The sequence below is a fragment of the Nocardia sp. NPDC050718 genome (assembly GCF_040654235.1).
Taxonomy (GTDB): Bacteria; Actinomycetota; Actinomycetes; order Mycobacteriales; family Mycobacteriaceae; genus Nocardia.
The window spans coordinates 1440225-1465491 of record NZ_JBFAHQ010000001.1; the positions used below are offsets into that span (position 1 = coordinate 1440225).

Annotated in this window: 22 protein-coding genes; 12 read left to right on the plus strand and 10 right to left on the minus strand. The window is 71.2% G+C overall.

Going from position 1 to position 25267, the window contains the following annotated elements:
• Positions 1-19: 19 nt before the first annotated feature.
• Genes AB0H54_RS06750 through AB0H54_RS06765 form a run of 4 tightly spaced genes read right to left on the minus strand, consistent with a single transcriptional unit; the run spans position 20 to position 3051 of the window.
• Complete coding sequence (locus AB0H54_RS06750) at positions 20-724, minus strand: ESX secretion-associated protein EspG (RefSeq protein ID WP_357343307.1); 705 nt, start codon at positions 722-724, stop codon at positions 20-22.
• Positions 721-2046, minus strand: a complete 1326-nt coding sequence (locus tag AB0H54_RS06755; protein WP_357343309.1) for a WXG100 family type VII secretion target — start codon at positions 2044-2046, stop codon at positions 721-723. The genes AB0H54_RS06750 and AB0H54_RS06755 overlap by 4 nt, the downstream gene beginning before the upstream one ends.
• The gene (locus tag AB0H54_RS06760; protein ID WP_357343311.1) at positions 2039-2428 is read right to left on the minus strand and encodes a hypothetical protein; all 390 of its coding nucleotides are present in this window, start codon (positions 2426-2428) and stop codon (positions 2039-2041) included. Before AB0H54_RS06760 ends, AB0H54_RS06755 begins: the two co-directional genes overlap by 8 nt.
• A gap of 17 nt (positions 2429-2445) precedes the next feature.
• Positions 2446-3051 (minus strand): alpha/beta fold hydrolase, encoded by a 606-nt coding sequence (locus AB0H54_RS06765; protein WP_357343313.1) that lies wholly within the window; start codon positions 3049-3051, stop codon positions 2446-2448.
• A gap of 167 nt (positions 3052-3218) precedes the next feature.
• On the opposite strand from AB0H54_RS06765, the gene AB0H54_RS06770 reads away from it, so the two are divergent.
• Complete coding sequence (locus AB0H54_RS06770; RefSeq protein WP_357343315.1) at positions 3219-4130, plus strand: SMP-30/gluconolactonase/LRE family protein; 912 nt, start codon at positions 3219-3221, stop codon at positions 4128-4130.
• Positions 4131-4309: 179 nt separating this feature from the next.
• On the opposite strand, the gene AB0H54_RS06775 is transcribed toward AB0H54_RS06770, so the two are convergent.
• Positions 4310-5143: a hypothetical protein gene (locus tag AB0H54_RS06775; RefSeq protein WP_357343317.1), complete on the minus strand. Its 834-nt coding sequence runs from the start codon at positions 5141-5143 to the stop codon at positions 4310-4312.
• Positions 5144-5339: 196 nt separating this feature from the next.
• Between AB0H54_RS06775 and AB0H54_RS06780 the strand changes: the two genes are divergently transcribed.
• A complete protein-coding gene (locus tag AB0H54_RS06780) occupies positions 5340-6512 on the plus strand; it encodes an acyl-CoA dehydrogenase family protein (RefSeq protein WP_218716239.1) in 1173 nt (390 codons plus the stop codon).
• Positions 6513-6521: 9 nt separating this feature from the next.
• A complete protein-coding gene (locus tag AB0H54_RS06785) occupies positions 6522-7649 on the plus strand; it encodes an acyl-CoA dehydrogenase family protein (RefSeq protein WP_357343319.1) in 1128 nt (375 codons plus the stop codon).
• A gap of 51 nt (positions 7650-7700) precedes the next feature.
• On the opposite strand, the gene AB0H54_RS06790 is transcribed toward AB0H54_RS06785, so the two are convergent.
• Positions 7701-8306, minus strand: coding sequence for a hypothetical protein (locus tag AB0H54_RS06790; protein ID WP_357343321.1), 606 nt, complete (start codon positions 8304-8306; stop codon positions 7701-7703).
• A 312-nt stretch (positions 8307-8618) separates the two neighbouring features.
• On the opposite strand from AB0H54_RS06790, the gene AB0H54_RS06795 reads away from it, so the two are divergent.
• Positions 8619-8846, plus strand: coding sequence for a hypothetical protein (locus tag AB0H54_RS06795; protein WP_357343323.1), 228 nt, complete (start codon positions 8619-8621; stop codon positions 8844-8846).
• Positions 8847-8899: 53 nt separating this feature from the next.
• Positions 8900-9736: a GNAT family N-acetyltransferase gene (locus tag AB0H54_RS06800; RefSeq protein WP_357343325.1), complete on the plus strand. Its 837-nt coding sequence runs from the start codon at positions 8900-8902 to the stop codon at positions 9734-9736.
• Between the two features lie 153 nt (positions 9737-9889).
• Here AB0H54_RS06800 and AB0H54_RS06805 read toward each other — a convergent pair whose 3' ends face one another.
• The 3 genes from AB0H54_RS06805 to AB0H54_RS06815 all read right to left on the minus strand — a co-directional run bounded on the left by AB0H54_RS06805 (position 9890) and on the right by AB0H54_RS06815 (position 15041).
• Positions 9890-11911, minus strand: coding sequence for a protein kinase (locus AB0H54_RS06805; protein ID WP_357343327.1), 2022 nt, complete (start codon positions 11909-11911; stop codon positions 9890-9892).
• Entirely contained in the window at positions 11887-13716 is a 1830-nt protein-coding gene (locus AB0H54_RS06810; protein WP_357343329.1) for a protein kinase, read from the minus strand. The genes AB0H54_RS06805 and AB0H54_RS06810 overlap by 25 nt, the downstream gene beginning before the upstream one ends.
• Positions 13717-13877: 161 nt before the next feature.
• The gene (locus AB0H54_RS06815) at positions 13878-15041 is read right to left on the minus strand and encodes a protein kinase (protein WP_357343331.1); all 1164 of its coding nucleotides are present in this window, start codon (positions 15039-15041) and stop codon (positions 13878-13880) included.
• A 117-nt stretch (positions 15042-15158) separates the two neighbouring features.
• On the opposite strand from AB0H54_RS06815, the gene AB0H54_RS06820 reads away from it, so the two are divergent.
• The 7 genes from AB0H54_RS06820 to AB0H54_RS06850 all read left to right on the plus strand — a co-directional run bounded on the left by AB0H54_RS06820 (position 15159) and on the right by AB0H54_RS06850 (position 22756).
• Positions 15159-15929 (plus strand): deoxyribonuclease IV, encoded by a 771-nt coding sequence (locus AB0H54_RS06820; protein ID WP_357343333.1) that lies wholly within the window; start codon positions 15159-15161, stop codon positions 15927-15929.
• Between the two features lie 98 nt (positions 15930-16027).
• Positions 16028-16960, plus strand: a complete 933-nt coding sequence (locus tag AB0H54_RS06825) for a TauD/TfdA family dioxygenase (RefSeq protein WP_357343335.1) — start codon at positions 16028-16030, stop codon at positions 16958-16960.
• 149 nt (positions 16961-17109) lie between these two features.
• Positions 17110-18315: a CaiB/BaiF CoA-transferase family protein gene (locus AB0H54_RS06830; protein WP_355276555.1), complete on the plus strand. Its 1206-nt coding sequence runs from the start codon at positions 17110-17112 to the stop codon at positions 18313-18315.
• On the plus strand, positions 18312-18482 hold the full coding sequence (locus AB0H54_RS06835) for a hypothetical protein (RefSeq protein ID WP_357343337.1): 171 nt from the start codon (positions 18312-18314) through the stop codon (positions 18480-18482). The genes AB0H54_RS06830 and AB0H54_RS06835 overlap by 4 nt, the downstream gene beginning before the upstream one ends.
• Positions 18479-19393, plus strand: a complete 915-nt coding sequence (locus AB0H54_RS06840; RefSeq protein WP_355276228.1) for a hydroxymethylglutaryl-CoA lyase — start codon at positions 18479-18481, stop codon at positions 19391-19393. Before AB0H54_RS06835 ends, AB0H54_RS06840 begins: the two co-directional genes overlap by 4 nt.
• Before the next feature lie 55 nt (positions 19394-19448).
• On the plus strand, positions 19449-20225 hold the full coding sequence (locus tag AB0H54_RS06845) for an ABC transporter ATP-binding protein (RefSeq protein WP_355276227.1): 777 nt from the start codon (positions 19449-19451) through the stop codon (positions 20223-20225).
• An 11-nt stretch (positions 20226-20236) separates the two neighbouring features.
• Positions 20237-22756 carry an FtsX-like permease family protein gene (locus AB0H54_RS06850; protein WP_357344235.1) on the plus strand — a complete coding sequence of 840 codons (2520 nt, stop codon included), beginning with the start codon at positions 20237-20239 and terminating at the stop codon, positions 22754-22756.
• 124 nt (positions 22757-22880) lie between these two features.
• Here AB0H54_RS06850 and AB0H54_RS06855 read toward each other — a convergent pair whose 3' ends face one another.
• Positions 22881-25214, minus strand: coding sequence for an ADP-ribosylglycohydrolase family protein (locus AB0H54_RS06855; RefSeq protein ID WP_357343340.1), 2334 nt, complete (start codon positions 25212-25214; stop codon positions 22881-22883).
• Positions 25215-25267: the final 53 nt, after the last annotated feature.

Consider the following 25267-nt stretch of genomic DNA (forward strand, 5'->3'; position numbering starts at 1 on the left):
GTCGCCCGCGGCGACCGATCTACGCGTTGCGCAGCAGCCGGCGCAGCCAGTCGGCGGCGAGTTCCGGGGTGGCGGGGGCGATGTCGACCCGGTGCGCGGTGTGCACCAGGTAGCGGCCGTCGCCGGTGACATCGATCCAGGACAGCACGCCCGACGGGGTGCGATCGCCGCCCGCGGCCACCAGGATCTGCCCGATGCCCTCGCGGGGGCGTTGCAGCAGTCTGCGGACGCGGGCCGCGTCGGAGGGACCGGCGACGGGGGCGGTGACCAGGTCGCGGCTGTCCTCGACCACGCGGGCGGTGAGGGCCGACAGCGGCGGGCCGGTGCCGGTCTTGCCGACGGGCATCCGCGCGAACACCTGGGCGGCGAACCGCCGCGTGCTGCCGACCTGGACGTGGACCGAGCCGCCCCGGTCCTCCGTGCGACCTGGTTCCTGCACGGCCAATACCGCCACGTCGTGGGTGACGGCCCCGAGCATCCGGACCGGCGCGACGGCCCGGCCGCACACCTCGACGCGGATCTCCGGCTCGGCCAGCACCCGCAGCGCCGCCGACAGATCGGCGTCGAGGGTGCGCGCGCACCAGGCGTCGAGGGCGGGCTGGGCGGCGTCGCGTTCGGCGGTGTCGCGGGCCGAGGCGCGCACGGCGAGCGGATAGGGGATCCGGTCGCCGTCGGTGCGCGCCCAGGCCAGCGCGAACTGATCCGGCGTGAGGTGCCAGTTCACCCCCGCTCGGTCCACTCACCGAGCACGGCGGGACTGGTCGGCTCCATCTTGCCGATCAGCGCGTTCACTTCGTCGGCGGGCTCGAGGTAGGTCGGTTCCTCGTCGAGGAACCGCAGGAACTCGTCGTCGTCCTCCTCGTCGTCGGCCTGCGGCACCGGTGGCCGCTGACCGTTCGGCGGCCGGGTCGTGTCGGAGGCGACCATGGCGCCGCCGAGCAGGCCGCCCATGGCGCCCGCGGTCATGCCCGCCGTCGCGTCGCCGCTCGCCGCGACGGCGTCCTGGCGGCTCTCGGTCGACGCCGAGGCGGTGTCGGTGCTCGCGGCGAGCGTGGCGTCCTCGTCCGGCGTCGGGCCGTCGTGCGTTGCCGCGGTGGACGTCTCGTCGGGCCGACCGGCGGGCCTGCGCCGGACACGCGGGTCGGCCGAGGGCAGGTATCCGGCCGGTGTCACCGGCGCGGCGGACGACGGGCCGCCCGGCACGGTGTTCGCGGCGCCGACGGTCGCCGGTGCGCCCGACGCGCCCTGGGCGCCCGCCGCGGTGGTTGTCGTCGTGGTCGTTCCGGCCGCGACCGTCTGCGCGCCGCTGCCGCCACCCGTGTGCACGAAGGCCGTGGTCGTCCCGTTCCCGCCGCCCGCACCGGCGGTCGTCGCCTCGGCCACGGCCGGGTCGGTCGTGGCCGCGCCGGCCGGGACGACGGGCACGGCGGCGGACGGCACACCGGCGACACCGTTCGACGCGACAGCGGGATCGGCGGCCCCCGGCTCCGTGGTGATCTCGGGGAAGGACGGCACGCCCGACCCGGTCGGCACGAAGGCACCCCCGTAGATCGTCTCCATCGCCCGCACCGCGTCGAGCCGGGCGTTCTCGGCCCGTCGCACGATCGCGGCATTGTCGGTGGCCTGCTGCGAATCCAGCAGCGCCGCCGCCGGATCCGGCTGGACGCCATCGGGTTCGGTGACGGCGGCGCGCACCGATTCGGCGGCGTCGCCCGCCTGACCGAGCCGGACGCCCACCGCGGTCAGCACATCGGCGATCCGCCTGCCCGCCTGCTCGAAGTCGCGCACCGCGTCGATCGCCCGCTGCGCTGCGCTGCCGCGCCAGCCGTCGGCGATGGCGGCGCCGATCTCGCCGTGCGCGTTCTCGACCTCGTCACCGAGCGCGGTCGAGGTGGTCAGGAACAGCTCGCCCGCGGCGGACAGCGCCGCCGGATCGAGTTGCCGGACGGCCTGGTGGATCTCGGCGTGCGAGAGGTTGTCGAACACCTCGACGACGGCGGCGTAGTCGGGATCGGTGCCGGGCACGCGGCCGGAGATGCTACGCATGCTCGGTCTCCTGCTTCGCGATGGACGCGGCCAGCGCCTGATCACTGTCCTGATAGGCCGTGCCCGCGGCACGGAAGACGGCCGCCAGCGCCCGCGCGGTGCTCGCGTAGGCCCGCAGCTGGGCGAGCGCGTCGACCGCCTTGCCCTCGAAGCCCGTGCGCAGCGCGGCGCCCGAGGCCAGCCCGCCGAAACCGGGGATCACCTCGGCCCCACCGAGGACGAGCAGCTGGGCGTCCACCGCGTCGGCGAGGCGCTCGTAGCGCTGGGCGCAGCGTTCCGGCGCGCCGTCGGCGACCAGCAGGCCGTCGATCCACAGTCCGCCCTCGTCCACGGCCTGGCCGAGCGCCGCCGTATCCGGCAGCCCTGTTCGAATCGGTTGCACTGTTCCCCCTTCGTCGTTCATCGCGCCGTGGCGAGTACCCACTGCGCGATATCGGCCGCCACGCGCTGCTGCACCGGTTCGTGCAACAGGTCGTGTCCCGCGTCGGCGTACTCGCGCAAATCTACCGATCCGTGCCGCCCTGTCCATAGCCGGATCGCATCGATCGGCGCCCGCCGGTCGTCGGCGCCGTGCACCGCCAGCACCCGCAGGCGCGAGTCCGGCGCGATCTCGGTGGCCCGGCGCGGCGTCCCGCAGACGACCAGCCCGGCCAGTTCACCGGGACGCTCGGCGGCGACGGTGAGCGCGGTGATCGCCCCCAGCGAATGGCCCATCAGCACCGGCGCCGCGCCGCCCGCCGCGGCGACCTCGGCGAGCAGCCCACCGGCGTCGGCGGCCAGCTCGGCGACGGTGCCAGGCGCGGCCGGATCGCCTTCGCTCAGGCCCTGACCGGCGGTGTCCAGCGTCCACAGCTCGATCCCGGTGGGGCGCAGCAGATCGGCGAAGCGGTGGTAGTGCCCGCTGTGCTGGCCGGTGCCCGGTAGCAGCACCAGCGTCGCGGCGACACCCGGCACCGGCCACCGCCGGTAATGCAGGCGGCCACGGGCGCTGTCGAAGTAGGGCATCGACCGATTATGACCGCCGCGCGAATTGTCGTGCGCGACAGGATCAGTGCGTTCCGGCCCGCGTTGCGCACGATGCGTGGTATCGGTGCGGTGTGGACACCCCACTACCCGTTGGTAGCCGTTAGACTTTCGCGCGTCGAACTGCGTCCACAGAGTCGAGGTCTGCCATGTCGTTCCGTCGTTGCGTCGCCCACGTCGTCGTCGGCGCCGCCGTCGTGACCACCGCCTCGCTCGGCACTGGCACCGCGGGCGCGGCGCCGATCGCCGAGTGCGGCCGGGCCAGCCAGGACGTCGCGATCCGCTCGAGCGTGCCGCTGCTGGACTGGTCGGAGAACTTCGGGCTCGATGGCGACGGAAACCTGTGGGTCGCCCGGGTCATGCGCGGCGAGGTGCAGCGCTACGACCGCGAGGGCCGACTGACCGCCACCGTCGCGGTGCCTGCGCCCGGCGCGGTCCGGCTCGGCCCCGACGGGCTGCTCTACGTCGTCACCGGGAACTCGCCGCTGTCCGGCACCGGCGGGATCGTCCGCTTCGATCCCGCGGCCACCGCGCCGGTGCCCGCCACCTTCGCCACCGGCTTCACCCAGCCCAACGGCGCCGCCTTCGACACCGACGGCAATCTCTACGTCACCGCGGGCAACGGCGTGCACCGCCTGCGCCGCGACGGCAGCGAGGACATGGACTGGTGGTCCGCGGTCAAGGTCGACGGGCCCAACGGCATTGTCGTCGCCGGTGATTCGGTCTACGTCACCGCCAACTTCGTCGCCACCGGTGGCACGCCGGTCGGCCGGGTGCTGCGGCTGTCGCGCTCGAATCCCGCCGACAGCGTCACCGTCGCCGACCTGACCTCCTTCGGCACCCTGCCCGATTTCGTCGACGACCTGGTCGTGCGCGATGGCGCCCTCTACGTCACCACGCTGGCCGGTCACCTCGTCCGCGTCGACCCCAAGACGGGTGCCTCCTGCACCGTCGTCGCGACGCAACCGCTCACCGCGGTCGTCGCCGACCCCGCCGATTCGACCGCACTGCTGGCCGGCTCCGAGGAAGGCACTGTGCTGCGCATCCGCCCGATCGGCTAGGCGACAGCCTCCGGCGCCCGAGGTGTCGCTGCGGGTTCGTCGCGCGGAAGTTCACCGCGGCAACGAGCCGGATCGCCCCGCCCTCACCGGGACGTTCCCAGCGGCCTGCTCGTCGAACGGGAGGTAGGCGGCGGGGTCGGTGCCAGCGTGTAACTGCCCGCTGGAAAACAGCCGAGCGATCAGCCGCCGACAGTGAGCGCCGACGGCGGGTTCTGCGGCGCGGGGGCCGGTGTGGTCGGCGGTGCCTCCGCGGGCGCGGGAGCCGGTGCGGGAGCGGGGGTCTGCGGGGCGGGAGCCTGCGAGCGCGGCGCGCCCGAGGATTCACCCGAGCCGGGGCTGGTGGCCTGCGGTTCGGGAGCGGGCGGCGCGGCGGGCGCCTCGGTGGCCTGGACCGGCAGATCCGGGACGACGAACGTGCCGACGGTCGGCGTCATCACGCAGCGCGCGCCCGGGTAGTCGATGGTGCCCCACATGGACGCGATCACGGTGCCCGCGCCGCTGTGCACCGTCTTCGACAGCGACGGCAGCTGGAACTCGGTGAGATCGTCGAGCGGGACGATGCCGCTCTGGCCGGTGTTCACGTTCACCCAGGCCACGCTCAGACCCGAGGCCAGCGCGAAGCCGGTGTGCCGCGGGCTGGCGCTGAACCGGATGTCGCCGGGGGCCATGCTGGTCTCGGTGCGGGGGCCGGGGCCCTCGAAGGTGGCGGCGGCGATGATCGTGGTGATCGGGCCGTTGCTGCCGCAGCCGAAGGTCGGCGCCGCATAGGTGAAGGGGATGAACTGGGCCGAGATGTCGCGCAGCCGGTCGGCGCCGACGATCTTGGTGAAGCTGTCCAGCGCGCCGACGCCCGCCTTGGCGGAGTCGTCCGTCCCGGCGATCTCGGACAGGTGGCTGATGCCTTCGTCGAGCGGAGTGGGGTTCGCACTCGCGGGTGTGGCCAGCAGTGCCAGCGCGCCGATGCTCGCCGCGGTGACCGCCGCTGCCCTGCCTGCGATGGTTCTGCCGTTCACCCGTGACTCCTTGGGATGCTCGAGTCCGGTTCCCCGGCTCGTCTGGCAACGTACCAGGTCGGCGGTGGGGTCGCCGAGCCACCGGCGGGCGCGGCGCCACGGGGGCTGAGCACGGGTGGGTGTGATGTAGTCGACACTGGCGTTTACTCGGGGGTAAGTTTTTCTCGACGGCTACCAACCACGCTGGGAGACCCGGATGAAGTTAGCCCTTTCCTCTGACGAGGTCGCCTTCCGCGACGAGCTCCGGCATTTCTACAAGACCGAGATTCCGGTCGAGATCCGTGACCGCGTCAAATACGGCCACGAGCTGTCCCGCGACGACATCGTCACCGCCAACAAGATCCTCAACGACCACGGTCTGGCCGTGCCGAACTGGCCGGTGGCCTGGGGCGGCAAGGACTGGACGCCGATGCAGCGCCACCTGTGGCTCGACGAGATGCAGCTGGCCTCGGTGCCCGAGCCGCTCACCTTCAACGCCTCGATGGTCGGCCCGGTGATCGCCCAGTTCGGCTCCGAGGAACTCAAGCAGCGCTTCCTGCCGCCGACCGCCGCGCTCGACATCTGGTGGTGCCAGGGCTTCTCCGAACCCGACGCCGGATCCGACCTGGCCTCGCTGCGCACCACCGCGGTCCGCGACGGCGATTCCTACATCGTCAACGGCCAGAAGATCTGGACCACGCTCGGTCAGTACGCCGACTGGATCTTCTGCCTGGTGCGCACCGACCCGAACGCGCCCAAGAAGCAGGCGGGCATCTCCTTCCTGCTCTTCGACGTGAAGTCGCCCGGTGTCACCATGCGCCCGATCAAGCTGATCGACGGCAGCTACGAGGTGAACGAGGTCTTCTTCGAGAACGTCCGGGTGCCCGCCGATCAGCTGGTCGGCGAGGAGAACCAGGGCTGGACCTACGCCAAGTTCCTGCTCGGCAACGAGCGCACCTCGATCACCGGCGTCGGCAAGACCAAGGTCAAGATCGGGCTCGCGAAAGACTATGCGCGCCAGACCAGGACCGGCCACGGCACGCTGCTGGAGGACCCGGTGTTCGCGGCCCGCGTCGCCGAGCTGGAGAACGAGCTGCTCGCCCTGGAGCTCACCCAGCTGCGGGTGGTGTCCAATTCCGCCGACGGCAAGCCGAACCCGGCCTCCTCGGTGCTGAAGCTGCGCGGTTCCGAGCTCCAGCAGGCGGCCACCGAACTGCTGCTCGACATCGCCGGCGCCGACGCGCTGCCGGTCGACGCCGAGGGCATCGCCTCGCCCGCCTGGGCTCAGCACACCGGGCCCGGCTATCTGAACTACCGCAAGGTCACCATCTACGGAGGCTCGAGCGAGGTCCAGCGCTCGATCGTGTCCTCCACGATCCTCGGATTGTGAGGCGCTGACATGGATCTCGAACTCACCGAAGAACAGACGATGCTGCGCGACACCGTGCGCGAGCTGCTGCACCGGTTCTACGACGGGGAAGCGCTGGCCAAGGCGGGCGAGACCGACCCCGGCTGGAACCGCACGGTGTGGAAGCAGCTCGCCGATCTGGGCGTGCTCGGCCTGACCATCGACGAGGACGACGGTGGCGTCGGCGCCACCCCCGTCGAGGCGATGCTGGTGCAGGAGGAGCTCGGTCGCGCGCTCGCCCCGGAGCCGGTGCTCGACGCGGTGGTGATCCCGGCCGAGCTGCTGAAGCTGACCGGCAGCGCCGAGCAGCGCGCCCGGCTGTTGCCCGCGCTGGCCGCGGGCGAGAAACTGCTGGCCTTCGCGCACGCCGAGCCCGGGCAGCGCTGGCCGTCGACCGAGATCACCACGGCCGCCACCGCGCAGGGCGACGGGTACACGCTGACCGGCGTCAAGAACCCGGTGCTGCGCGGCGATGTCGCCGACGAGCTGATCGTCAGCGCGGTGCTGCCCGGCGGCGGCACCGGCCTGCTCCTGGTCGACCCGGCCGGGGCCGGGGTGACCAAGCGCGCCTACCGGACCTTCGACGGCAGGCGCGGCGCCCAGTTCGACTTCGACGGCGCCGCCGGGGAACTGCTGGGCGACACCGTCGACGCGGCCGAGCAGATCGCGCTGGTGCAGGGGTACGCGCAGGCGGCGCTGTGCGCGGAGTCGGTCGGGGCGATGGAGATCGCGCTGGCCCTGACCACCGATTACCTCAAGACCCGCAAGCAGTTCGGCGTCACGCTGTCGAAGTTCCAGACGCTGACCCAGCGGGCCGCGGACTGCTACGTCTCCCTCGAGCTGGCGCGCAGCATGAGCCTGTTCGCGACGGCGGCGCTGGCCGACGGCGGCAACGATCCGGTGGTGGCGTCGCGGGCGCGGTTACAGGTCGGCAAGTCGGCCGAGCACATCGGGCAGGAGGCGATCCAGATGCACGGCGGCATCGGCGTCACCGCGGAATATCCGGTGAGCCACTACGTCGCCCGGCTCACCGCGATCGGGCAGACGCTCGGCGGGGCGCTGGAACACCGGCGGATTCTGGCCGACCGGGTCGGCAGCTACGACCTGCCGGAGCTGTAGCGCGAGGTTGCCGACGGTGCGTGCCCCGGTGGGGTGCGCACCGTCGCCGTGTCAGCGCTCGTCGTCGGTCGTGGTCGGGGCGACGGTGGTCGTCTCGGCCTCGGAGGTGGCCGCCGGTGTGGGGGTGGCCGGGGTGATCGGCGCGGTGGTGGTGTTGTCGTGGGAATGCGTCGTCGGGTAGTCCGTCTCGGCGGCTTCCTCGTCGTCGACCGTCGGCCGGATCCGCGGTGGGGTGGTGAGGGTCGGGATCGGCCGGGTGGTGGTACTGCGCGGCGTGGTCGTGTGATCCTCGGCGGTGGTCGCGGGCGGGCGGGATTCGGTCGTCGGATCCGCCGGCCTGGACTCGCTGGTCGGCTCGCCCTCGGCGGGGGTCTCCGACGGCGAGGTCTCGGTGGAACTGAGGCTGAACGGTTTCCGCGGCGACATGTAGGGGGCGATGCGCCAGCTGGGGGAGGGCGGAATCGAGATCCGGGTCGTCGTGGACGTGGTCTCCTCGGCGATCCTGGCCGGCGCGGCGGCCAGATCGGCGTTCAGCGGCGGCGGCGGAACGTAGACATCCTGCTGTCCGACACCGCAGGCACCGATGATGATCAGTCCGAGCGATACCGCGCCGACAGCGATTGCCGGACCTACGAGCTTGGTCCTGCTGTCATCCATCGCGTGCACTCCTCGTCGGCTTCGAGTCGCCTCACAGTAGTGCAGGTCGGGGCAAACAGCCTATCTTAAACACTATTGATTCAGATATCGGATTGATTTCTTCAGCGTGTCGCGGGGACGTGTCGCGCGCGATCGGCGTCGCCGAGTCGTAGCGTGTGTGAGCAAAGTTACGCATGAGACGCCCGGAACGAACCCCGACGCGCGAGGTCTGCGCGAAGCAAGAATCTGATCGGCGTCATCGAGGAGAATCTGATGGGAGCTTACTCGACACCCCGGCTGGAAACCGCGGCGGCGAACGATGATTCGGCCGCAGTGGCAAATGTTCAGCACGCACTGTCGAACCCACCGGGCAATCGCGCTCTCGCGGTCGTCGCCCGGGTCTTGGGCTGGTTGTTCTTCGTCGGCGGCCTCGTCGGCGCCGGGCTCGGCATCGCCGGCCTGCACGTGGAGATCACTGTCGCGGGCCTGATCCTGGCCTGCACCGCGGGTCTCATCCTGCTGAAGCTGCGCACCGATCGGGACGCGCGCGAAAAGGACTGAGTAGCGGAATAATTCAGCTGCGATCGACCCCGCCACGGCCTACCGTCGGCAGGGTGCGTATCGACATCACCGGCGACGCCGCCCACTTTCTGGCCGACGCGGAGAGTTTTCTTCGTCAAGACCCCTTGCGGCATACGGTGATCGCCACCGCCGTCGCCAACGAACTCGGCGGCCGGGCCGGTGCCGCGGCGACGCGATTCCTGACCGTGCGTGAGGACACGGGTCGGGTCGCCGGTGTCGCCACGAGTGCCTTCGGTGGCCGGATCTACCTGGGCGAGTTGCCCGCGCACAGCGTTGCGGCCGTGGCCGACGCCTTTCTCGCGGCAGGACCGCCGCCGACCAGCGTCGAAGGTGTGCGCGCCGACGCGGAGACCTTCGGGCGCGAGTGGGCGGCCCGAACCGGTGGCTCGAGCGCGGAGTCGTACTCGGCCCGCCTGTTCCGTCTCGGAACGTTGATCGTGCCCGAGGCGGCGGGCAAGCCGCGCCTGGCCACCGTGGACGATCTCCCGATCTGCCGGGACTTCATCGATGCCTTCTGCGTCGAGATCGGTGAGCCGCGGCCCTTCGACGAGGAGGCCGCGCGGCGCCGGATCGACGCCGGATTCTGGTGGCTGTGGGAGCACGAGGGGGTGCCCGCCGCGTTCGTCGCCCGGCAGAGCGAAACCCTCGGCTGGGCGCGGATCGGGCCGGTCTACACGCCTCCGCAACTGCGCGGCAACGGCTTCGCCAGCGCGCTGACCGCCACTGTCTCCCAGGTGGTTCGCGCCGAGGGCACGGACGTCTGCCTGTTCACTGATCTGGCCAACCCGACGTCGAACAAGATCTACCAGGCGATCGGCTACGAACCGGTGCGCGACTTCGTGCACTACACGCTGACTCCAGCGGGCTAGGGCCTGACACTCGCCCCGGCGGGCTAGGGCCTGACACTCGCCCCGGTGGGCGAGCGCCTGACACTCACCTCGGCGGGCGAGGGCCTGCACCGGCCGCGCTTCCGGCGAAACCTGTGCCCACGCCCCAACGCCCGCGAACGTGTCGGTGACGGCTCAGGTCAGTGGCGCGGTGTGCCACCACTCCAGCATCTGCGCCTCGTCGGCGATGAACCCCCGGCTGTACATGAGCATCGCGGCGCGGGCCGGGTCGGCGTCGAACCGGGTGACCATGCGCGGGGACCGCGCCTGGCTGCCCTGGAGGACGAAGTTCGTGTAGCTGTGCCCGGTGTGCGTCGCGGCCCGGGCGTCGTTGGCGGGCAGCGCCGCGATCGCCTGCTTCGCCTGGTCGGCGGAGGGGTAGAGGAAGAACTCGTAGGTCGCCTTGTTGCCGCCGCCGAAGCAGTGCCACATGACCACCCAGTCGCCCATGTCGGCGTCGTCGCTGTCGCGGCTGGCGGTGGTGCGGTCGTAGGCGAAGCAGCCCGCGTTGCCCAGCCCGGAACCTGCATGCACCAGGTTGCTCGCGCTGGTCTGCGGGAGCATGCGCGGGAACTGGTCGCTGAGCTGCGCGGCGTTCGCGCCGATCACCCTGCGATCGCTGGTCGTCGGCGCGGTGCTCGACGGGCGCTGGGTGACGACGGTGGTGGGCGCGACCGTGGTCGGCTCGGTCGGCTCGGTCGACTCGACGGGCGGCGCGCCCGACGTCGTGTCCTCGGGACTCCGCAGGACGCCCACGATCATCCAGATCACCAGCCCGAGCAGGACGATCAGCGCGACCCACCCCACCGGTGACGCCTGCCAGCGGGAATCCCGCTTCCGGCCGAGATAGTCGTCGGCCACCTTCGACCGAGCCCCCGCGGCCCGCGGCGACCCGCCGTCCCGCGGCCGCTCGGCCGTCCTGCTCGGCGCGCCACCCTGCCACGAACCCTGCGGCATCCCCGCAACAGGCGATGGTTGCTCACTCGCCCATACCGGCTGCTGCGCCCCGGGCCACGAAGGTTGCTGAAGGCCGGGCGAGGACGGCTGCTGCGCGCCGGGCCACCCTGCCTGCGGAATCCCCGGGGAGGAGGACTGTTGTGCCTCAGGCCAGGTCGGCTGTGGGATGCCAGGCGAGGACGGCTGCCCGCCGCCCGGCCACGACGGATTGCCCACGCCGACAGCCGAGTTCGGTCCGACCGTCCCGTTCCCGGCGATCGGCAACCCCGGCGCCGGGGTGAACGGCGAGTTCGGCGGATACGTCCTGGTCTGGGCCGAGGCCGGGAACCGCTGTCCCGTACCGGGACCGGCCAGCGCCTGCCCGGCGGCCGCGGCGAACTCGGCGCAGGTGGCGAAACGCTCGTCCGGCCGCTTGGCCATGCCGCGGGCGATCACCGCGTCCAGTGCCGCGGGCAGCTCGGCGCGCAGCGCGCTGGCGCGGGGCGGCGGCTGTTGCAGGTGGCCCTGGATCACCGTGACCGGGTTGCTCGCGTCGAACGGCGTTGTCCCGGTGAGCAGCCGGTACAGGGTGCAGGCCAGCGAGTACTGGTCGGCGCGGCCGTCCAGGGCGATGCCGGAGAGCTGTTCGGGCGAGGCGAAAGCCAGGGTGGCGGTGAAGGTGCCGGTCTGGGTGAGCTTGGCGGCGTTGTCGTCGTGCAGGCGCGCGATGCCGAAGTCGGTGAGGTAGACGCGTTCGGTGTCGTCGACCGGTTCGATCAGGATGTTCGCCGGTTTCACGTCGCGGTGCAGCACGCTGCGGCTGTGCGCGAAGTCCAGCGCCGCCGCGGTCTCGGCGACGATGCGCACCGCCCGCGCCGGATCGACCGGGGCGGGCAGCGAGGCCGCGTCGGCGCCGTCGATGTAGCGCATCGAGATCCACAGCTGGTTGTTCTCGACGCCACGGTCGTAGACGGTGACGATGTTCGGATGCTCCAGCTGCGCGACCAGGTCGGCCTCGCGTTCGAACCTGGCCCGGATCTCGGTGTCGTCGAACAGTTCCCGGTTCAGCAGCTTCATCGCGGTGCGCCGGGGCAGGCGCGGATGCCGCGCCAGATACACCGAGCCCATGCCGCCGCGGCCGAGCAACCGCTCGATGGTGTATCCGGCGAAGACGTCGTCCCGGTCGAGCATCGACATCAGTTGAGCGGGGCCGAACGCCACCAGCGCAGCACCTCGTCGGCCTTGCCGTAGCCGTCGGTGAACATCAGGAACTGCGCGCGATCGGGGTCACCGGTGAACTGGGTGATGATCTTGTTCCCGTTGTCGGTGTACTTGTAGTTGGTGTACTGCTTGCCGCCGTTGGTATCCACCGACTTGGTGTTGGTCGGCAGGCCGCTGATCACCGCCTGCACATCGGCAGCCGAGTTGTAGACGTAGATCCGGTAGAACGGATCGTTGCCGCCGCTGCCGCCGCCGTCGTAGCAGCGCCACTGCCAGGCCCAGGAGCCGAAATCGGGGTCACCGTCGTTGGGCGACGGCGTGTAGCTGGAATCGGTCTCCCAGCAGGAGGCCCCGTTGTAGCCGGTGTCGCCGTCGACGTTCGCGGGCACCATCCGGCCGAACTCGGCGCTGATCGCGTCGGCGTTCGGGGTGACGTGCTTGCCCGCCGACGCGCTGGTCGTCGTGGTGGAGCCGCCGCCCGAATCGTCGCCGCTGACCGCGATACCGATGCCGACCAGCAGCGCGAGCACCACGACCACGGCGACGACGATGCCGACGATCAGGCCGGTGTTCGACTTCGACGGCGGTCGCGGACCCTGCGGGTACTGCGCGAAGTTGTTCGCCGGCGGACGCGGCGGTCCGGGCGGCGTTGGATACTGCGGCCGGGACTGCTGGGTGTACGGGTGCTGTGTCGCGGCGCCACCGGTCAGCGGTGCGGGCGACTGGTTGGCCATCGGACCGGCCGTCATCGGACCCGCGGTCATCGGACCGGCCGTCATCGGGCCGCCGGTCATCGGGCCCGGCGCGGCCGTGCCCATCGGTCCGCCGGTCATCGGGCCCTGCCCGGCAAGCGGATACGGCGATCCGGTCTGCGGGATCGCGCCGCCGGTGGTCGGGCGCGGACCGCCGGTCACCGGGATCGCGCCGCCCGTGGTCGGGCGCGGGCCGACGATCGGCAGCGCGGGCGCGCTCGGGTTGTTGAGCGCGGTGATCGCCGCGTTCGCGAAGTCCGAACAGGAGTCGAAACGGTCGTCTGGTCGCTTGGCCATGGCCTTGGCCAGCACGCTGTCGAGGGCGTAGGACAGACCGGGCCGCACGCTGCTCAGCGGCGGCGGCGGTTGCTGCAGGTGGCCCTGGATGACCGCGGCCGGATTGGTGGCGGTGAACGGACCCGACCCGGTGAACAGCCAGAACAGCGTGCAGGCCAGCGAGTACTGGTCGGAGCGGTGGTCCAGCGCGGCGCCGGTCAGTTGCTCGGGCGAGGCGTAGGCCAGGGTCGCGGTGAAGGTGCCGGTCTGGGTGAGATGACCGGTGTCGTCGCGCAGCCGGGCGATGCCGAAGTCGGTGAGGTAGACCCGTTCGCCGCGGCCCGCGCCCGAGCGGGCGAGCAGGATGTTGGCCGGTTTCACGTCGCGGTGCAGCACGCCCATGCCGTGCGCGTAGTCCAGCGCGTCGGCGGTCTCCTTGACGATCTGCAGCGCGCGGGCGGGCGGCAGCGTCTGCGGGTCCACCGAGGCGGCGTCGATGCCGTCGATGAACTGCATCGAGATCCACAACTGCTCGTCGTCGAGACCGCGGTCGTAGACGGTGACGATGTTCGGGTGATCCAGGCGCGAGACCAGGTCCGCCTCCCGTTCGAACCGCGCCCGCACCTCCTGATCGAAGAACATCTCGCGATTGAGCAACTTCAGTGCCGTCATCCGCGGCAGGCGCGGGTGCTTGGCCAGATAGACCGAACCCATGCCACCCCGGCCGAGCTGCCGTTCGATGACGTAGCCGGCGAAGACATCTCCGTTGGCCAGCATGTCTGCTCCACTTCCCGCCGTGCGCCGGGACCCACCAGCGCACGCGCGTACAGCAAGAAAGCCGCGGCCGGGTGGCCCGCCACGGGAAAATTCAACGAAACCTTAGCAGTCGGTGACCGCGCGGACGGTGGGCAGCGAAGCGACCGACCAGGACGCCCCGATCACGGTGGTCGCCGTGGTTGTGGCGGCACGATGTAGCCGGGATGGTTACGGCCACCGGGGAAATCGATGGTGCCCGGCCGCTGGGTGCCGCGCCGCGGTGGGATGGCGGTGTTGCCGGTCGTCGGGCGCGGTGCGTGCGGATGTGGCTGCGCGGGTGTCGCCGGTCGCGGCACCTGCGTGTGCGGCTGGGCCGGCGTGGTCGGCGCCTGACGATAGGGCTGCGGCGGCGTGGCCGGGCGCGAATAGGGCTGCTGCGGATACGGTTCGCGGGCGCGCAGCACCACCCCGGTCGCCGTCTGCTGGTGCTGCTGGTGCTGCCACGGGCCTGGCACCGCGAACAGCGCGGCCTTGGCCGCCCCGGCGAACTCCGCGCAGCTGTCGTAGCGCGCCCGCGGCTGCTTGGCGGTGGCCCTGGCCAGCACGGTGTCCAGGGTCGACGGCAGGTCGGGGCGCAGGCTGCGCAGCGGCGGCACCGGCTTGCTCATGTGCGCCTGGATCACCGCGGCCGGATTCGGGCCGGGGAACGGCACCGAGCCGGTCAGCATCCAGAACAGGGTGCAGGCCAGCGAGTACTGGTCGGCGCGGTGATCCAGCGGCGCGCCCGCGAGATGCTCGGGCGCCGCGTAGGCCAGGGTGGCGGTGATGCTGCCCGCCGAGGACAGCGTCGTCTCGCTGTCGCGCACGGCCGCGATGCCGAAATCGGTGAGCACCACTCGTTCCGGGCGTCCGATCGGCGGCTTGGCGAGCAGGATGTTGGCCGGTTTCACATCCCGGTGCAGGACCCCGCTCGCGTGCGCGAAATCCAGCGCGGTCGCGGTCTCGGCGGCGATCTGCACCGCGCGGCCGGGCGTCAGCACGTTGACGTCGGCGGTCGCCACGTCGGTGCCAGCCACGAACTGCATGGAGATCCACAGCTGGTCGTCGTCGTTGCCGCGGTCGTAGACGTTGACGATGTTCGGGTGCTCGAGCTGGGCGACCAGGTCGGCCTCGCGTTCGAAACGGTGGCGGATCTCGTCGTCGGCGGACAGGTCGCGGCTGAGCAGCTTGAGCGCGGTGAGCCGGGGCAGGCGGGGGTGCCGGGCCAGGTAGACCACGCCCATCCCGCCGTAGCCGAGCACGCGCCGGATCGTGTACCCGGCGAACACGTCGCCTTTGCGCAACACCGCGAAGTCACCCCCTCCAGGGCAGAGCACCCGTCGAAATTCTACCGATGTATCTCCCGACGCCCCCGCTTCGCAACATCCGCCGATGCTGTCGGTGCCGCGGTTTAGGGTGACGTCATGCGCATTGGAGCACACGTTCGCGACGAGAGCGATCCGATCGGCTTCGGCGAGAAGCTCGGCGCCGAGGTCATCCAGCTGTTCGTGGTCGATCCGCAGAGCTGGGACAAACCGCAGCCGCACCCGAAGGCCGCCGAGATCCTGGCCAGCCCGATCGATGTGGTCGTGCACTCGTCCTATCAGATCAATGTGGCCAGCCTGAACAACCGGCTGCGGATGCCCTCGCGCAACGCGGTGGCCCAGCAGGCGAAGGCCGCCGCCGAGCTCGGCGCGTTCGGCCTGGTCGTGCACGGCGGACACGTGCGCTCCGACGCCGAGCTCGATACCGGAATCGACAACTGGCGCAAGCTGTTCGAACGCCAGCAGGACAAGGGCGGCTTCGCGGTGCCGATCCTGATCGAGAACACCGCGGGCGGCAATCACGCGATGGCCAGGCACTTCGACTCGATCGCCCGGCTCTGGGACGCGGTCGGCGACTACGGCGCCGGCTTCTGCCTCGACACCTGCCACGCCTGGGCGGGCGGTGAGGAACTGGTCGGCGTCGTCGAGCGGATCAAGGCCATCACCGGCCGCATCGACCTGGTCCACCTGAACTCCTCGCGTGACGAGTTCGACTCCGGCGCCGACCGGCACGCCAACTTCGCCGACGGCACCATCGACCCGCAGCTGCTGGCCGAGGTCTGCCGCACGGCGGGCGCCCCGGTCATCCTGGAGACCCCGGCCGAGGGAGTCGCCGAGGACCTCGCCTACCTGCGGGAGAACCTGGGCTGACGGTTCCGATCACCCGGAGGGAAAACCTGTCTGCCGAACGGAATTCGCGGTGTGCTGGAGGCATACCAACCGTTCCACAACGACAGAGGTGATCTCCCATGACGGTCGACCACGCCATCCCCGCCGCCCTGACGGTGACCAAGCTCGGCGCCCACATCGGCGCCCAGGTGGACGGCGTCCGTCTGGGGGGTGACCTGGACGCGGCGACCGTCGCGACGATCCGGCGCGCGCTCAACGAGCACAAGGTCATCTTCTTCCGCGGTCAGCAGCACCTCACCGAGGACGGCCAGCACGAGTTCGCGCAGCTGCTCGGCAGCCCGACGACGCCGCACCCCACGGTGACCTCGCACGGCGTCAAGAGCCTGGCCATCGATTCCGAGACCGGCCGCGCCAACTCCTGGCACACCGATGTCACCTTCGTCGACCGCATCCCGAAGGCGTCCATCCTGCGCGCGGAGTACCTACCGACCTACGGCGGCTCGACCACCTGGGCCTCCACCGTCGCGGCCTACGACTCGCTGCCCGAACCGCTGAAGGCGCTCGCCGAGAACCTGCGCGCCGTGCACACCAACGTCTACGACTACGCCGCCCGCAATGTCGAGCCGCTGCGCCCGAAGACCGCGGAGTACCGCGCGGAGTTCCAGTCCACCTACTACGAGACCGAGCACCCGGTGGTGCGCGTGCACCCGGAGACCGGCGAGCGCGCGCTGCTGCTCGGCCACTTCGTGAAGAACTTCGTCGGCCTGTCCACCAGCGAGTCGCAGGCGCTGTTCCGCCTGTTCCAGGACCGCGTCACCCGCCTGGAGAACACCACCCGCTGGACCTGGTCCGACGGCGACGTCGCCATCTGGGACAACCGCGCCACCCAGCACTACGCCATCGACGACTACGACAACCAGCCCCGCCGCCTGACCCGCATCACCCTCGCCGGCGACATCCCGATCGGCGTCGACGGCAAGCCGAGCACCGTCCTCGAAGGCAACGCCGAGCACTACTCCATCGTCGAGGAACCGGAACTCCTCGCCAGCTGACCACGGGGCGGGAGGTGACCGGGTGATCCCGCGAGGACATGGGTAACTCCCCGACCACCTCCCCGCCGTGGCGCACACGACGCGAGCCCGACCACCAACTGCCGAGCTCCCGGACGACACGCTAAGGTCGCGGGGTGGCGGATGAGAATATTCGGCCGTTGGATGGAGTGCGCGTCCTGGAACTCGGCAACTATGTCGCCGCTCCCACCGCCGGTCGCATTCTGGGCGACTTCGGCGCCGAGGTGATCAAGGTGGAGCGCCCGGGAACGGGCGACGAGTTACGCAACTGGCGGCTCTACGGCGGCGACACCTCCATGCTGTATCGCACGGTCAACCGCAACAAGAAGTCGATCGTGCTCGACCTGCGCACCGAGGCGGGCCGGGCGATCGTGCTCGACCTGCTGCGGCACTGCGACGTGCTGCTGGAGAACTTCCGGCCCGGCATGCTGGAGAAATGGGGCCTGGGGCCCGAGGTGCTCGAGGAGGTGAACCCGAAGCTGGTCATCACCCGGATCTCCGCCTACGGCCAGACCGGCCCGATGGCCGCGCGTCCCGGGTTCGCCGCCGTCGCCGAGGCCGTGGGCGGCCTGCGCGAACTCGTCGGCGACCCCGACCGCCCGCCGGTGCGGGTGGGGGTGTCGATCGGCGACTCGATCGCGGGCATCTACGCCGCCTTCGGCACCGTGATGGCGCTGTTCCAGCGTGAGCGGGTCAGTGGCCCGGTGCCGCAGCCCGAGCGGATCATCGACGTCGCGCTCAACGAGTCGATCCTGTCGGTGATGGAATCGCTGGTCCCCGACCACCTCGCCTACGGCATCAACCGGGAGCGGGTCGGCGGCCGGATGGAGGGCATCGCGCCCAGCAACGCCTATCCGACCAGTGACGGCTACAGCATCATCATCGGCGGCAACGGCGATGCCATCTTCCAGCGCTACATGCAGGTCATCGGGCGTCCCGACCTGGCGGCCGATCCCGAGCTGGCCGACAACGCGGGTCGCTGGCGCAATCGGGAACGCCTGGACGCCTCGATCGCGGAGTGGACGGTCGAGCACACCCGCGACGAGGCGCTGAAGATCCTCGACGAGGCGGCCATCCCGTGCGGCCCGATCTACACCGCCGCCGACATCGTGGCCGACGAGCAGTACCGCGCACGCAATATGATCCAGTCGTTCCCCGTCGACGTGGGCGAGCCCGAACCCAAGCAGGTGGGGTTCCCCGGCATCGTCCCGGTGATCGGGGGACAGTCGCTGCCGATTCGCAATGTCGGCCCCGACCTCGGCGAACACACCGCCCAGGTGCTCGGCGAGCTGCTCGGGATGACGCAAGACGAGATCGACGCGCTGGAGGCATCGTGAGCAGGCGAGTACACGGCAGACGCCGCCCACCGGTGCGCAGCAAGTGGGAACAGCGTGGCCCCGGTCACGTGCGCCCGACCGTGCATCCGACGCCGGCCAGCGTCGGTGACAAGCCGTGCGGCGGGGTCATGTGCGTGCCCGCCCAGGAACCGGACCAGCGGCGATGACCGCGCCGCTGCTGCGTGATGTCACCCTGCGCGACGGATTGCAGCTGACCGGCAAGGTGCTGCCGACCGAGCAGAAGATCGACGTCGTCCGGCGGCTGCTGGCCGCGGGCGTGCCCGCGCTGGAGATCGGCTCGATGGCCCGGCCGGATCTGGTGCCGCCGATGGCCAACTCGCTCGAGCTGATCGCCGCGCTCACCCCTGACGAGCTGGCGAAATGCTGGGTCTGGGTGGCCACGCCGCGGCACATCGAGAAGGCGGCCGCGGCGGGCGCCCGCAATTTCCAGTACTGCTTCTCGGCGTCGGACGCGCACAACCGGGCCAATATCGGCCGCGACACCGAGGCGTCGGTGGCCGCGATGCCCGACGCGATCCGGCTGACGCGCGAGGCGGGCGGCGAGATCCAGCTGTGCCTGGCCACCAGCTTCACCTGCCCGTTCGATGGTCCCGTCGATCCCGAACGGGTGCTCGGCATCGCCCGCGACCCGCGCACCGAGGGCGCCGCCGACATCGTCCTGGCCGACACCCTCGGCCAGGCGCACCCCGGCCAGGTGAGCGCGCTGGTGACGGCCGTCCGCGACACCACCCCGGCGCGCCGCATCGTCTTCCACGGCCACGACACCTGGGGCATGGGCGTGGCCAACACCCTCGCCGCCGTCGCGGCGGGCGCCACCATGGTCGACGGCGCGCTCGGTGGTCTCGGCGGGTGCCCGTTCGCGCCCGGCGCGAGCGGCAACACCGCCTCCGAGGACATCCTGTTCGCCACCAGGCCGGACTGGTTCACCCCGGCGTCGCTGGCGAGCCTGGTCGGCCTCACCGAGGAGCTGCTCGCCGACCTCGGCGAACCGAATCGCTCCCGCGCCGCCGAGGGCGCGCGGTCGGAGGCGGCGGCGTTCGAGTGGGTCATCCGGTAGGTATCGGGGGGATCCCGGATGGCGCGGTTTCCGGCGGACAGACAGACTGGACACCATGACTTCGCACGCCATGGGCACCGAGGCCGTCGACGCGGCGGCCGACACCGAGATCGCGGCCGCCGCACAAGACCTGGTCAAGCTGTACGGATCGGGAGACACCCAGGTCACAGCCCTGGATGGAGTGTCGGCGAACTTCGCCAAGGGTGAGTTCACCGCGATCATGGGGCCCTCCGGTTCGGGCAAGTCCACGCTCATGCACTGCCTGGCCGGGCTCGACAGCGCCAGCGCGGGCCAGGTCCGCATCGGTGACACCGCGCTGACCGGGCTGTCGGACAAGCAGATGACCGCGCTGCGCCGCGACCGCATCGGTTTCGTGTTCCAGGCGTTCAACCTGGTGCCCACGCTGACGGCGCTGGAGAACATCACCCTGCCGCTCGACATCGCGGGCCGCAAGGCCGACCAGGAGTGGCTCGACACCGTCGTCAAGCGCCTCGGCCTCGGCGACCGGCTCGACCACCGGCCCTCGGAGCTGTCGGGCGGTCAGCAGCAGCGCGTCGCGTGCGCGCGCGCCCTGGTCGGCAAGCCGGAGATCATCTTCGGCGACGAACCGACCGGCAACCTGGACTCGCACTCCTCCGGTGAGGTGCTCTCGATCCTGCGCGCCTCGGTCGACGAGTTCGGCCAGACCGTCGTGATCGTCACCCACGATCCGCGCGCGGCCGCCTACGCCGATCGCGTCGTGTTCCTCGCCGACGGCCGGATCGTCGACGAACTGCGCGATCCGACCCAGGATTCCATCCTCGACCGGATGAAGGCGCTGGAGACCAAGTGAGCACGAACCCCATGCGCAAGGTCGCCTTGCGCAATCTCGCCGCGCACAAGGTGCGCCTGGCCCTGACCCTGCTGTCGGTGGTGCTCGGCACCGCCTTCATCTCCGGGTCGTTCGTCTTCACCGACACCCTGCAGCGCACCTTCGACGGCATCTTCGAGGGCCAGGCCCAGGGCGTCGACGTGCGCGTCGGCCCCAAGGACCAGCAGTCGCTGGGCCTGCCGACCAATATCGTCGACGCGCTGGCCAAGACCGAGGGTGTCGACCGGGTCGCCCCGGCCGTCAACGGCCCGGTGGTGCTGCTCGAACCCGACGGCAAGAAGGCCGTGCAGACCGGTGGCGCGCCGAGTTTCGGCCTGTCCTACCTGCCGCCGGAGCAGTCGGTCGAGGAGCCCAACACCTTCGTCGCCGGTGGGCCGCCCACCCAGTCGGGCGAGATCGCGCTCAACACCAGCGGTGCCGAGAAGGCCGGGCTGAAGGTCGGCGACAAGACCAAGGTGCTCGTCCCGTCCAAGGGCGACCCGTTCGAGGTGACGCTGACCGGCATCTACGAGATGCCCGGCACCGAGGGCGGCGGGGTGGTCGCGGTGATGTTCACCGAGCCGCAGGGCCGAAAGCTGTTCACCGACGGCTCACACGTCGCCTACGCCGATATCGCGGCGTCGCCGGGCGTCTCGGCCGACGACCTGCGCGACAAGCTCGCCGCCGGCCTGCCCAACTACAAGGTGCAGAACGCCGACGAGGTCCGCGAGGACATGAAGAAGCAGGTCTCCGAGGCACTCACCTTCATCAACTACTTCCTGCTCGCCTTCGGCGCGATCGCGCTGATCGTCGGCACGTTCATCATCTACAACACCTTCTCGATGATCGTCGCCCAGCGCCTGCGTGAGCTGGCGCTGCTGCGGGCGATCGGCGCGAGCCGTCAGCAGGTGGGCCGCTCGGTGGTCGTCGAGGCCGTGGTGATCGGTGTGATCGGCAGCGTGCTCGGCCTGATCGCGGGCATCGGGCTCGCGTTCGGTCTGTCCGCCCTGCTCAACGCCTTCGACCTGGGCCTGCCCACCGGATCGCTGACGGTGCTGCCGCGCACCGCGATCGTGGCGCTGCTGGTGGGCCTCATCGTCACCGTCGCCAGTGCCTACGCGCCCGCCCGGCGGGCCGCGAAGGTGCCGCCGGTGGAGGCGATGCGGTCCGAATTCGCCAGTGCCGGTGACTCGCTGCGCATTCGCACGGTGATCGGCGCGGTCATGGCCGTCGCCGGTGGCGTGCTCGTGTACGTCGGTGCCCAGGGCACCGGCAAGAGCGCCGCGGTGACCGTCGGCATCGGCGCGCTCGGCCTGATCCTGGCCGTCCTGCTCGCCGCGCCCGCGCTGTCGCGGCCGATGGTGCTCGTGCTCGGCGTGCTCACCCGCCCGTTCGGCGCGATCGGCCAGATGGCCCGCAACAACGCCGTGCGCAACCCGCGCCGCACCGCCGCCACCGCGTTCGCGCTGACGCTGGGCCTGATGCTGGTCTCGGCGATCGGCATCCTCGGCGCCTCCGCGAAGACCAGCGTCAGCGTGCTGATCGACAAGGGCGTCGAGGCCGAATACGTGCTCGCCGGTCCGCAGATGATCGGTGTGCCGATCGGCGCGGTCGACGCCGTGCGCGCCGAGGTGCCCGGTGTCAGCGATGTCACCGGCATCCGGGTGGTCGCCTTCAAGGTCGGCAAGGAACAGATCGGCGCCACCTCCCCGGACGGCCCGATCGACCCGGTGATGAACATCGACGTGCTCAGCGGCTCCACCACCATCGCCCCGAACGGGCTGCTCGTCGATGAGAAGGAAGCCACCGATCGCGGCTGGAAGGTCGGCGACAAGGTCGGCATCACCAGCCTGGACAACAAGCAGCTCGAGCTGACCGTCGGCGGCATCTTCGCCAACTCGCCGCTGCTCGGCCCGATGGTCGTCGACCCCGGCGTCTACGAACAGCTGATGCCGCAGAGCCTGCGCACCAACATCTACGTGCTGGTGAAGGCGGCGCCCGGCACCGATCTCACCGCCATGCGGGCGAATCTGGAGAAGGCCACCGAACCGTTCGTCGTCGTGCAGGTGCAGGATGCCGAGCAGTTCAAGGGCGCCCAGGGCCAGCAGATCAACACCCTGCTCGCCATCCTCTACGGCCTGCTCGCCCTGGCCGTGGTGATCGCGGTGCTCGGCATCATCAACACGCTCGCGCTGTCGGTGGTCGAACGCCGTCGCGAGATCGGCATGCTGCGCGCCGTCGGCACCCAGCGTTCCCAGGTCCGTCGCACGATCTACCTGGAATCCATGCTGATCGCCATCTTCGGCGCCATCGTCGGCCTGGTCCTCGGCATCGCCCTCGGCGTCGGCTTCCTGCGCACCCTGCGCGACCTGGGCATCGACCAGATCACCATCCCGTGGTCGCAACTGGTCACCGTCCTGATCGCCTCCGGCGTCGTCGGCGTCCTGGCCGCCGTCTGGCCCGGTGTCCGCGCGGCCCGCACACCCCCACTGGCCGCCATCGCGGACCTGTAGGAGTCGTAGTCGCTTCGGCCCCCGGCGGATTCGTTCCACCGGGGGCCGATGGCGTTCCTGGGGACCGGCTCGGGCCGCGAGTGGGCGGGCCGAATCGGCGTCGTCGTGGGTGGCGGCTGATGGGCTAGGCCGGGTAGCGGTCGAACCAGTCCGGGGTGGGCTGGCCGTGGTCGTCCTGCGGTGGGGTGAGGCCGAATTCGGTGCAGTAGTCGGTGGCGAGGCGGTCCAGGGCGGCGCGGGCGTCGACGGTGTCGGACCAGCGGTGGGGGAGGGCGGTGCGGCCGTAGCGGGCGCCGAGGAGGCTGCCCGTGATCGAGCCGGTGGCGTCGCTGTCGCCGGAGTGGTTGACCGACAGCAGGAGTCCGGCGCGGACGATGTCGTGCGCGGCGCCGCCCCGGAATTCCGCGGCGAGCACGGCGAATACGGCGATGGCCAGTGCCTCGGGGCCGACCCAGCCCTGGCCGAGGGATTCGACCTCCTCGGGGGTCGGTCCGCGGCCGGTGCGCGCGGTCGCCTCGGCCAGCGCGACCGCGGCGTCCAGGGCGGCCGAGGTTTCCTCGTGCTCGGGATAGGTCGCCAGTTCGGCCCGGGCGCGGGCGAGCGCCGTCGTGGTGTCGTTTCCCCGGGCGAGCTGATAGACCAGCGCCGAGAGGGTGCCCGCCGGCAGCCAGCCGCTGGGATGGCCGTGTGTCAGTGCGGCCGCGTCACAACCCAATTCGAAGATCGCCCCGGTGGCCGCGCCGGAACGATCTGCGGCGTACCCGAATCCGCACGGTGCCGCGCGCATCACCGCACCGCTGCCCTTGGACTGGTTGATCGGCTGCCTGCGGGTGCCGAGCGGGGCGGTCGGCGCGCGGCGCGCCGCGGCCTGCCGCAATGCCGTGTACACCGAATTCGCCACGCCTCGTTGCTCGATCAGTTCGGGATGGCCGCTGAGTGAACTGTGCAGCGCGAACGGCTGGTCGGGCAGGTCGACCACCTGGCCGCGCAGCCAGACGAGCATGCCCTGCTGGAGCAGGCCCATGGTGGCCCCGCCGATGCCCTTGGCCCTGGCCCGCACCGAGCCGCGGATCAATGCCTCCACGGTGAACGCGGTCAGCTGCGTCTCCTCGGAGATCCGCAGTGGATCGGTGTCGGTGAGGCCGTCCGGACCGTACTGGTCCCGGATCTGGCGCAGGGTTCTGGTCTCGATCGGGGCCCCGAGCGCGTCCCCGACCGCACCGCCGATCAGGCAACCGTGCACCGCGTTCAGCCACACCGATCCCGCGCTCGCCACGGCGTCGCTGCTGCGGTGCGTGTGTTCGCGTCGGGGCGCCTGCTGTTCGGGGTCGTGCCGACCGGGACCCGGTGTGCGCGAGGTAGCGCCGGGGTGTCGCGCCGGGTGCCGGATGTCGATCCGCGGCCTGCCGTCCGCGGATGTCGCGCCGCGTGCGGTCGGCTCGGACCGGCGGGCCGCCTCCGCTGCGGCGTTCCGCCGGGCCTGCGGCGCATCGGTGTGGGTCGCCGGTCCGGCGCCACGGCCACGGAAGTCGGTGCCCGATCGGTGGTCCGGCGCGTGACCCGTGGACAGGGCGGTCCGGGGCGTGGCCGAGGACCCGCCCGGCGCGGCAGACCCTCGGCGCGTGAGGGATTCGGTGAGGGCGGACGCGAAATCGGCGCAGGTGGGGAAGCGCCGCGCCGGGTCCTTGGCCATCGCCTTGGCCAGGACCGCGTCGACCGCGGGCGACAAGGTGGACCGCCGGGTGCTGGCCCGCGGGGGCACCGCGTTGAGATGGCCGAGCATGACGGTCGCCGGGTTGGGGGCGTCGTAGGGGCCGCTGCCGGTGAGCAACCGGAAGACGGTGCACGCCAGGGAGTACTGGTCGCCGCGGCCGTCCAAGGGCGCGCTGCTGAGTTGTTCGGGGGAGGCGTAGGCGATGGTGGCGGTGAACTGGCCGGTGCGGGTGAGGCCGCCGGTGTCGTCGAGGAGCTTCGCGATGCCGAAATCGGTGAGCAGGACGCGTTCGTCGAAGCCCGCGCCGACCCCGGCGGTGCGGGAGAGCAGGATGTTGGCCGGTTTCACGTCCCGGTGCAGCACGCCCTGGCGGTGCGCGTAGTCCAGTGCGCTCGCGGTCTGGGTGACGACCTGGGCGATCCGCTCGCTCCCGAACTGCGGCACCGGAACCGCCGCCGCGTCGACACCGTCGACGAACTGCATGGCGATCCACAGCCGGTCCTCGTCCATGCCGCGGTCGTAGACGGTGATGATGTTCGGATGGTCCAGCTGCGCGACCAGGTCCGCTTCCCGCTCGAACCTGGTCCGGATCTCGAAGTCGGTGAACAGGTCACGGTGCATGAGCTTGAGCGCGGTCAGCCGGGGCAGCCGCCGGTCCCGGGCCGCGTACACCGCGCCCATGCCCCCGCGCCCCAGCTCCCGCTCGATGACGAACCCCGCGAACACCTCCCCGCGCCGCAACATCGCCTCACCCCGTTCACCGAACCCGATCGCTTCGCAGCCTAGCGAAACTCGCG

Coding starts and splice junctions, on each gene's coding strand:
- AB0H54_RS06755 (WP_357343309.1), bottom strand. CDS start 2,046: ATGCGTAGCATCTCCGGCCGCGTGCCCGGCACCGATCCCGACTACGCC.
- AB0H54_RS06765 (WP_357343313.1), bottom strand. CDS start 3,051: ATGCCCTACTTCGACAGCGCCCGTGGCCGCCTGCATTACCGGCGGTGG.
- AB0H54_RS06770 (WP_357343315.1), top strand. CDS start 3,219: ATGTCGTTCCGTCGTTGCGTCGCCCACGTCGTCGTCGGCGCCGCCGTC.
- AB0H54_RS06780 (WP_218716239.1), top strand. CDS start 5,340: ATGAAGTTAGCCCTTTCCTCTGACGAGGTCGCCTTCCGCGACGAGCTC.
- AB0H54_RS06785 (WP_357343319.1), top strand. CDS start 6,522: ATGGATCTCGAACTCACCGAAGAACAGACGATGCTGCGCGACACCGTG.
- AB0H54_RS06790 (WP_357343321.1), bottom strand. CDS start 8,306: ATGGATGACAGCAGGACCAAGCTCGTAGGTCCGGCAATCGCTGTCGGC.
- AB0H54_RS06810 (WP_357343329.1), bottom strand. CDS start 13,716: ATGCTGGCCAACGGAGATGTCTTCGCCGGCTACGTCATCGAACGGCAG.
- AB0H54_RS06820 (WP_357343333.1), top strand. CDS start 15,159: ATGCGCATTGGAGCACACGTTCGCGACGAGAGCGATCCGATCGGCTTC.
- AB0H54_RS06825 (WP_357343335.1), top strand. CDS start 16,028: ATGACGGTCGACCACGCCATCCCCGCCGCCCTGACGGTGACCAAGCTC.
- AB0H54_RS06840 (WP_355276228.1), top strand. CDS start 18,479: ATGACCGCGCCGCTGCTGCGTGATGTCACCCTGCGCGACGGATTGCAG.
- AB0H54_RS06845 (WP_355276227.1), top strand. CDS start 19,449: ATGACTTCGCACGCCATGGGCACCGAGGCCGTCGACGCGGCGGCCGAC.
- AB0H54_RS06850 (WP_357344235.1), top strand. CDS start 20,237: ATGCGCAAGGTCGCCTTGCGCAATCTCGCCGCGCACAAGGTGCGCCTG.
- AB0H54_RS06855 (WP_357343340.1), bottom strand. CDS start 25,214: ATGTTGCGGCGCGGGGAGGTGTTCGCGGGGTTCGTCATCGAGCGGGAG.